We start from the raw sequence: 8,058 nt of genomic DNA on the forward strand, positions 1-8,058 counted from the left end.
GCTAAATGTGGAAATTAGTGTAGCAGAGTGCAAAACAGTGGACGAGCAAAAGCAAATCATCCTGATCGCAACCCCTGTCATGACCCAGGACCGCTACGCCCAGCTCACGGGCTTAACGGAAGGGCAGGTCAGGGGCCAGATTGAAAAAGGACATCTGCCTTCACTCAAAATCGGTCGGGTGCGCATGGTTAACATCGCCGCGCTCTCTCAGCAGGCCTTGGACCAGGAGGACTGGCAATGACACCGGACGTGCGCAACCAGAAGAAAACCATTATGCGCCTGCGCTTCCAGCAAGCCTGTGAAGCCCACCAGGAAGGCAATTACGAAGAAGCCGCCCAACGCATCAGCCAGATCCACCAGATGGTGTCGTCTTATATGGGCGTCGATTCCGACCTCTACTGGTTCGGCCTCAACCTCACCATCACCTGGGCCGAATTCTTCCTTCAGGATGACACCCGCGACTTCAACGCCTGGGCCGTAGGGCAGGCTTGCACCGCACTGAGGGCCGCCGCATGACACACCGCCACCCCGCAACCAACGCCGTCAACGCAGCCAGTTTTGCCTTCCAGGGCCCTCGTCCGTCCTCTGCGCTCACTGCCCAGGCTCTGGAAGGCCTTTTTGACAATCTCCTGCACCGGCTAAGCCACTTGCAGGAAGTCCGCACCGAGTACCCGTGCGACTACATGGCCCGCTGCAAAGCCGGCTTCACCGACGCCCTGATCCACGAACTGGAAGCCAGCGGCCATCACAGCCCGGCCTTTGACCGCCTCATCCAACTGCGGGACGCCTGGGACTGCGGCCAACTGGATCTTCCCAACGTCACGGAGACGCAACCATGACCCACATCCCACCCAGAAAAGAGCAGGTGGAAGACAAAGAGCGCCGTTTCTACGTCTGCGCTCCGTCCTCCATCTACCTGCAACTGCAGCAGGAAGCCATCCAGCGCGGCACCGACCTCTGGACCCTCGGCGGTTCCGTTCTGCGCGTCTGGCTGGAGGCTGGCTGCCCCAGCTTTGGCACTCAGGACCAACCCCCTGAAAAGCCTTCGAGTCCGCCCCCGTCATCGTCACCACTCGCGCACGATCAGGGGGCCGGGCAGTGACCGCTGCAAGGCTGGCGCGCAGCGCCAGGGCCAACGGCCCCCTGGCCTTGTGGCGGGCTCTGGCTGGTCCACAGTGCGCACACAGAGTGGTGAGGATGTCGGGGGAGGACGACCGCCCCTTGATTCCGAACCATGAGCACAGGAGGCAAGCGGAGCGCGGCAGGCGACAGGGATCGTTACCCGTAAGGGTGGCCACCTTAGTGGCCAGGAGCAACGCGAGTAGAGCCCGCCCCAAAGGGGTCGCAGAACACCAGATTCAACACCCTTCCTGATTTCCAACCAGGAAACGGAAGGCCAACAGCAACACCCAACGAAACCAGAGGACACACATAATGGAAAACTACCTGAACCTCATGATCATCGGCGCCACCCGCTACGACATCGACGGCAACCGGGGCGGTTCCCTGTGGGCTTACTCCCCAGCCGAAGCCGACGACGACAACCGGGTCGGAAACGAAGTCATGAAAATCGCCTGCGACTGGAAACACATCGACCAGCTGCGCAACCACGCCGAACGGCTCCCGAGCATGTTCACCGTCAAAGCCCAGATGAAAGCTGGGCAGGGCGGCAAGATCACCTTCAAGGCCCTGGAGCTCAAGCCCCAGGAACCCATCAAGAAATCCGCTTAACCGGACAGGAGACTGACCGGTGAGCAAAGCAATCCTGTGTGACGGCGACTGGACACTCACGGCCTCTGGCTGGGACTGCTCCGGCGCCATCACCCAGGTGGTGTACACGATCCCTGTCGAGTACACCCCAGCAATGATCGCCGAAGCCATCTTCCAGGGCTTCAGCGTGACCTTGCCACTCATGGCGGTCGCATGGGGCGGCCGTCAACTCCTGAAAATGCTGAGGTAATACCTATGAACGCAATCAAATTCCAGGCGGCAAAAGCCCGCAAGTACATGAAACCCGCTGCCACGTTCGCAGCCGTACCCATGACCTTCCTGGGCGCATCTGCCGCCAATGCAGCCGACTGGTCCACCGTCACCGGGGGCCTCGATTTCTCCGGTGAAATCACCGGCGTCATCGCCGTTGTGGGCGTCCTGGCCGGCTTCTATGTCGTGCGCAAAGGTGCCCGCCTCCTGCTGAGCATGATCAAGTAGGAGGGTGATCGTGGCCGAACTGTGGGATTGGACGTTTTTCGTGATGGGGGCTGCGCTGTGCGTGTACCTGTTCAAAGACATCTGATCCTGTGGTTCGGCCTTCTTTTCTCATCTCTGTCCTTCGCCGGATTTCCACCCCTCCCTGAAGGTGCCGTCGTCATCTGGGATAAAGTCGCTTCCAAGGATTATTACGACCCGCCTGGCATGGGTCAGTCACCGAGCGAAACGATGTGGCCTCAGGCCGAGGCCTACCGCGATTCCTGCGAGTCACAGCATCCGGATAAGACCTGCTACGTCGAGGGTTATGACGATGACCCGCAGTACCTGTACGACGTCGGCGATCAGAAAATGTATCGGATCCGAGGTGGCGTTCGTATGGTCGCCAGTCCGGTGCAATGTGAAGCGTTCCAGCACGAGAAGAACCCCATCACCGGCGAACAGCCCCTCGGAGAATGCTCTTGCGTGACCGGCTGGACAGACGCCGGCGCCAATGCGAACCCACGTTGTCAGCTCCCCGATCAGGAACCCGAAGAATGCCGGGAAAACGGCCAGGTCCATAACCCGGAAAACGGCCTCTGCCAGCTCGAATGCGAACACGGCGAACTGAACGGCGCGTGCCTGCCGCCTCCTGAAGAAGACAACGAATGCACCAACGACAGCCCGGATTACCGTGGCGAAATCGTGACCGGCTACGGCACCAGTCCGGTGAAAATGTGCGGCGATTACGACCAGTGCTCCGGGGATAAGCCCGGCCAGGTTGGTTTCGTTAACGGCGAACTCCGCTGCATCGCGGAAGACTACGGCGTACCCAAGTGCAAAAGCGGCACCATTGGCGTGATCGACAACTACGGCTTCGCCTGCCAGACCCTGGAAAACAAACCCGAGGAACCGGACACCCCGGAAGACCCCAACACCGATACCGACGGCGATGGGGAGCCGGACGAATACGACCGGACAAACGATCCGGAATCCGTCGAGAAGGGACTCGACAAGATCGAGAAAGCGATCAAAGACGGCAACGCCAAAACCGACACCTCCAACGGCCATCTGGGCAAGATCGAGAACGCGGTGAAAAGCATTGCCGATGACGTGTCCTCTCTGGAACAGATGGGCAAGAACGGTGAGTTAGCCGGTGGCGGCGGTGCGGGCTCCGGTGGTGGCGAGGGTCTGAAGAACCCCGACGGAGAGGACTATCTGGGCGACCTGGCCGACATCAAACAGAACACCCAGGACACCGCCGACACCCTGACCGAATTGAACGACAAGATGGACGGTCCTGAGGGTGGTTACAGCACCGATGGCCTGGGCGATGCCCCCACCTTCAGCGAAAGCAGCGAACGCCTGCAGCAAGTCATCGTCAATCACCCGACCATCCAGTCGGTCACTACCATACCGACCATCGCCAGCAACAACACCTGTCCGGTCTGGACCATCCCGGCCACCCCGGTCTGGGATGCCATGCCCATCGACAGTCACTGCCAGATCCTAACCGACCACCGTGGCCTGTTGTCCCTGCTGTTCATTGCCGTGTGGACCCTGGCCGCCGTCTTCGTCTTCCTGAGGGCCTAACCATGATCCAGAAACTGATCGATGCACTGATCGACATCGTCCTGTGGGTACCGCGCCAACTCTTCGGCCTGCTGGTCGATGGCGTGGAACTGATGCTCAGTTGGATACCCGAGATCGACATCGTGGATTTGCAGGGCGTGTTCGATGGCCTGGGCGGCCAGCTCCTGTATTTCCTCACCGTGTTCGAGTTCGACTACGGCATCACCGCCATGATGACCGCGCTGATTGCCCGCTTCATCCTCCGAAGAATTCCCTTCATTGGATAACAGACAGAAGAGGAACCCATGTCCATTGTTGGCTACGCAGGCCTGCCGGGCTCCGGGAAGAGTTACGGCGTCGTCGAGAACGTCGTGATTCCGGCCCTGGACGCCGGTCGGCACATCATCACCAACATCCCGCTCAAGCTGGGCCGTCTCTCAGACGACTACCCCCAGGGCAGGGTGACCATGTTCGACAACAAGGAAGCGGAGGAGGATCCCACCTTCTTCGACCTGGAGCGGCACCCGGCCGGGGTCATCTGGATCATCGACGAAGCCTGGCGGTTTTGGAAAAGCGGCATGAAAGCCACCAACATCCCGCAGTGCCAGAAAGAGTTCTTCACCGAGCACCGGCACAACGTTGGCCCGGACGGACGGACCAACGAAATCGTCCTGGTCACCCAGGATCTGGCCCAGCTCTGCGCCTTCGTGCGTGGCCTCGTCGAGGAAACCTACCGCGCCGTCAAACTCACCGCCATCGGCCAGAAGAACAAGTACCGGGTCGATGTCTACATGGGTGCCGCCACCGGCCAGAAACCCGGAAAACCCATGCGCCAGCTCTACGGCTCCTACAAGCCCGAGATCTACCAGTACTACAAGAGCCACACCCGCAACAAAACCGACTTCGCCGCCGGCATGGAAGAGAAAGCCGATGACCGCGCCAACGTCCTGAAGCACCCGCTCATCAAATACGGTATTCCCGTCGCCATCCTGATCATGGTCCTGGGTGTCTGGAAAGCCGTTGCCTACTTCAGCCCGGACGAACACACCGAGGAAACCACACCGGGAGCCGCAACCGAGGTCCGCACCCAGCAGGCCAGCCAACAGCAAGCCATCACAACGAGCCAAGGCGCACGCACTGCCCAACGAACCCGTGCGGCCAAAGCCAGCTTAGAGGGCAGGGCGCCACACCAGGTCAAACACGAACTCGAACCCGGCTGGCTGCCGCTCTCCAACACCTGGCGCATCGTCGGCGAGGTCAACAACGTCTACTGGATCTGGGGCGAAACCGGCACCCGGAAGATCCATTCCAGGAACTGCGCCAGGTTCCTCAAAACCGGCGAACCCTTCTGCGTCATCCAGGGCAAGCTCGTCACCTACTACAGCTACCGGGAACCGGAACGGACTGACGAGGACAAGCAATCCCGCTCCTCCTACCTGGAAACAGCCTTACCGACGAAGGAAGGCGACGGCGCGTGAGCGCGAGCGGAGCGACCGCCACGCGCCGCGCAGCGGCTTGGAGACGTCCCTGTAACACGTCTCATAGAAAACGACGGTAGTCGATTTTTAACCACACAGAACCACAGTGAGCCACAGATGAAAATCAGAGACTTCGAACGACTGGACGCCACCACCGGGGAAATCGGCAAAGGGGACCTCTTTATCGGTCCTGAAGGCCAGCAAGTGAACCTCCAAGGCGTCAACGTCCTCTGGACGGGAACCGACACCGTGCGGCAACTGTTCCAGGGACGCCTGAAGCCCGAAATTCTTGCCGATATCGCCACCGAATACGAATCCGGCTACGACGCCACGATCACTATTAAGAAGATCCCGTTCCGGCTCCAGTCCGGCAGACGCGGTGGCTTTAAGTACATCCTGCAAAACCGGGAATATGGCCTCACAATTCTGCTGCAGAATTTCTACGCCGAAGCCGACACCCTGGGCACTCACGTTAAGATCGAGACGTCACCGCGTTGGCTCTATGAACGTTCCAGCCAGCAGATCCACGACGAACTGGCCGAGTGGGGTATGTATTTCCTCACGAACATCAACCCGGTCGGTATCGCCATGCACCTTGCAGTGGACTTCCAAGGCTGGGAACCACCCCAGGATTTTGCCCAGCATTTCGTCACCCGAGCCCGGACCATCAGCGTCCACAACGGCATGAGCGACTTCCACTTCCAGGGCCTGGAAGGCTCCACGGTCAACGGACGCGGCGAAACCTACACCTTCGGCAAGGCCAACAGCCTTCAGGTCTGCCTCTACGACAAGTCCAAAGAGGTCGATGTCTCCGACAAGCGCGCCTTCATGGAAAGCATTTGGGAATGCGCCAGCAACGAAGCGTGCTTCCCGGACACCTGCTATGACCCGGACATGCCGGTCTGGCGTCTGGAAATCCGCTTCCACCATCGGATCGTGAACGAGATATCTCAGGGCACACCGAACATGAAGCCCATCTACACCTATATGGACGCCGTTCCGCACCTGACCGGCCTCTGGCAATACGCGCTCCAGGGCAACCGCTACGAGGTCAAACGCGAATGGGTACACCCCATCTGGACCAAGCTCCGGGACGACATCGGCTTCGGTTACTCAGCCCCGGATCTGCTCTACAAACGCGTAAAAAAGGAACCCGGTTGCGGCAACGAAAAGAACGTCTCCCTGGCCTTTGGCAATCTACTGTCCATTTATGCACGCAACCGGTTTAACCCACGACAGGCCTGGGACTGCCTCAAGAAATCCGGACTCTGGGAGGATCTGTGCGCCTATTACCGGCGACGGGAAATCTATGAAAACGAGCTGTTCCAGCTCGTCCAGGATGGGCTGATAAAACGACGACTGCTGACCAAGGTGGCCGCATGATTAAGAAACTACCGTCGGGACGATGGCAGGTCGATATTCAACCCGGTGGACGAGGGCAGAAACGTGTCAGGAAGTCCTTTGATTCTAAGCCTGAAGCGCTGAGATACGAACGTTGGGTGCTCAACAAACACGAGGCCGGCGAAGACTGGAACCCAAAGCAGGACAAACGGACGCTCCAGGACCTGGTGAAACTGTGGTACATCCATCATGGTCATGCACTGAAAGACGGCGAATCCAGGAAGAAAAAGCTGGAAGCAACCGTCGAGCGCCTTGGTAATCCCAGGGCCACTAGGTTCACGTCTGGCGACTTTGCAGCCTATCGCCTGGTAAGAGTCGATTCCGGAATTTCAGAGAACACACTGAACCATGAGCAGGCCTATCTCACAGCTGTATTTAACGAGCTGATCCGACAAGGCCACTGGAAAGGGAAGAATCCGCTTGAAAAGTTGCGCCGCCTGAAAATCGACGAGCCTGAACTGGCGTTCTTGGACCAGGAACAAATCGAACGGCTCCTCGAGGAGTGCAGGGCGTCATCCAACCCATCGGTTTACCATGTGGCTCGTTTGGCCTTGGCCACTGGCGCCAGGTGGTCGGAAGCGGAGTCAGTTAAGCCGTCCGCATTCACGCCTTATCGGGTAACCTACTCAGGCACGAAAAGTGGGAAAAGTCGCTCGGTTCCACTCAGTAAGGACCTGTACCAGGAATTGATCGAGGAGCTTCCGTTCCAGTCCTGTTACAGCGCTTTCAGATCCGCCCTCGGAAGAGCAGAAATCCAGTTACCCAAAGGCCAGTTAACACACATTTGCCGCCATAGTTTCGCAAGCCATTTCGTAATGAATGGCGGTCACATACTCACGCTCCAGAAGGTTCTGGGTCATTCCGACCTGAAGTTGACAATGAGGTACGCTCACCTCGCCCCCGATTTTCTGAACGAGGTTCTGGAAAAAGGGCCGGTTAAAACAATATTCAGCTCGTGACAACTTGTCTGTCTGCGTAAGTTATAATATAAAAATAATATAAAAAACAATGGCTTGAATGATTTTTCGTGGCGATGTATGTTGTTGGCTCAAGCTCACAACGTAGGTGTCTTATGCAGAAGTTTAAGGAAACCAGCACGGTTGGTATCAAAGGTAAAATTTGCAGAAAGGAAGATCCCGATTCTCTGCCAGCTCCTGGATATCTGTTTATTGTTTTCTGGGAAGATAAGCAGATTGGCGTTGCGGCTACCTTCGAAGAAGCGAAGTCAATTGTTCACGCTCATCGTTTGAAGCTCAAAGCCGCACGGGATTACTCGACTACACCAAGCCCAAAATTTTGATCATTCGAGGCATCGTCGTCGTTTCGTTGACAGTTTTGGTTCTCGATATGACAGAGGTATTTGTAAGTCATTGAAATATGGTGGGCCCAGCTGGACTCGAACCAGCGACCAAGGGATTATGAG

At 58.0% G+C, this 8,058-nt stretch carries 13 protein-coding genes; all 13 read left to right on the plus strand.

Annotated features, from left to right (window positions below):
* Positions 1-241 (plus strand): hypothetical protein (locus tag FCS96_RS00005; RefSeq protein WP_228263983.1); only part of this gene is annotated, 241 nt, incomplete at its 5' end.
* On the plus strand, positions 238-516 hold the full coding sequence (locus FCS96_RS00010) for a hypothetical protein (RefSeq protein ID WP_138438219.1): 279 nt from the start codon (positions 238-240) through the stop codon (positions 514-516). The genes FCS96_RS00005 and FCS96_RS00010, both read left to right, overlap by 4 nt.
* Positions 513-839, plus strand: a complete 327-nt coding sequence (locus FCS96_RS00015; RefSeq protein WP_138438220.1) for a hypothetical protein — start codon at positions 513-515, stop codon at positions 837-839. The genes FCS96_RS00010 and FCS96_RS00015 overlap by 4 nt, the downstream gene beginning before the upstream one ends.
* The gene (locus FCS96_RS00020) at positions 836-1,102 is read left to right on the plus strand and encodes a hypothetical protein (RefSeq protein WP_138438221.1); all 267 of its coding nucleotides are present in this window, start codon (positions 836-838) and stop codon (positions 1,100-1,102) included. Before FCS96_RS00015 ends, FCS96_RS00020 begins: the two co-directional genes overlap by 4 nt.
* A gap of 332 nt (positions 1,103-1,434) precedes the next feature.
* Complete coding sequence (locus FCS96_RS00025) at positions 1,435-1,731, plus strand: hypothetical protein (RefSeq protein ID WP_138438222.1); 297 nt, start codon at positions 1,435-1,437, stop codon at positions 1,729-1,731.
* A gap of 19 nt (positions 1,732-1,750) precedes the next feature.
* The gene (locus FCS96_RS00030) at positions 1,751-1,960 is read left to right on the plus strand and encodes a hypothetical protein (protein ID WP_138438223.1); all 210 of its coding nucleotides are present in this window, start codon (positions 1,751-1,753) and stop codon (positions 1,958-1,960) included.
* Positions 1,961-1,965: 5 nt separating this feature from the next.
* Positions 1,966-2,208: a hypothetical protein gene (locus FCS96_RS00035; RefSeq protein ID WP_138438224.1), complete on the plus strand. Its 243-nt coding sequence runs from the start codon at positions 1,966-1,968 to the stop codon at positions 2,206-2,208.
* Between the two features lie 204 nt (positions 2,209-2,412).
* The gene (locus FCS96_RS00040) at positions 2,413-3,777 is read left to right on the plus strand and encodes a hypothetical protein (RefSeq protein WP_138438225.1); all 1,365 of its coding nucleotides are present in this window, start codon (positions 2,413-2,415) and stop codon (positions 3,775-3,777) included.
* Between the two features lie 2 nt (positions 3,778-3,779).
* Positions 3,780-4,043, plus strand: a complete 264-nt coding sequence (locus FCS96_RS00045) for a DUF2523 domain-containing protein (protein WP_138438226.1) — start codon at positions 3,780-3,782, stop codon at positions 4,041-4,043.
* Positions 4,044-4,061: 18 nt separating this feature from the next.
* Positions 4,062-5,234, plus strand: coding sequence for a zonular occludens toxin domain-containing protein (locus FCS96_RS00050; RefSeq protein WP_138438227.1), 1,173 nt, complete (start codon positions 4,062-4,064; stop codon positions 5,232-5,234).
* Positions 5,235-5,351: 117 nt separating this feature from the next.
* On the plus strand, positions 5,352-6,617 hold the full coding sequence (locus FCS96_RS00055) for a hypothetical protein (RefSeq protein ID WP_138438228.1): 1,266 nt from the start codon (positions 5,352-5,354) through the stop codon (positions 6,615-6,617).
* A complete protein-coding gene (locus tag FCS96_RS00060; protein ID WP_138438229.1) occupies positions 6,614-7,594 on the plus strand; it encodes a phage integrase in 981 nt (326 codons plus the stop codon). The genes FCS96_RS00055 and FCS96_RS00060 overlap by 4 nt, the downstream gene beginning before the upstream one ends.
* Before the next feature lie 113 nt (positions 7,595-7,707).
* On the plus strand, positions 7,708-7,935 hold the full coding sequence (locus FCS96_RS00065) for a hypothetical protein (protein ID WP_138438230.1): 228 nt from the start codon (positions 7,708-7,710) through the stop codon (positions 7,933-7,935).
* Positions 7,936-8,058 lie beyond the last annotated feature (123 nt).

This window comes from Marinobacter alexandrii (assembly GCF_005871205.1).
GTDB lineage: Bacteria > Pseudomonadota > Gammaproteobacteria > Pseudomonadales > Oleiphilaceae > Marinobacter > Marinobacter alexandrii.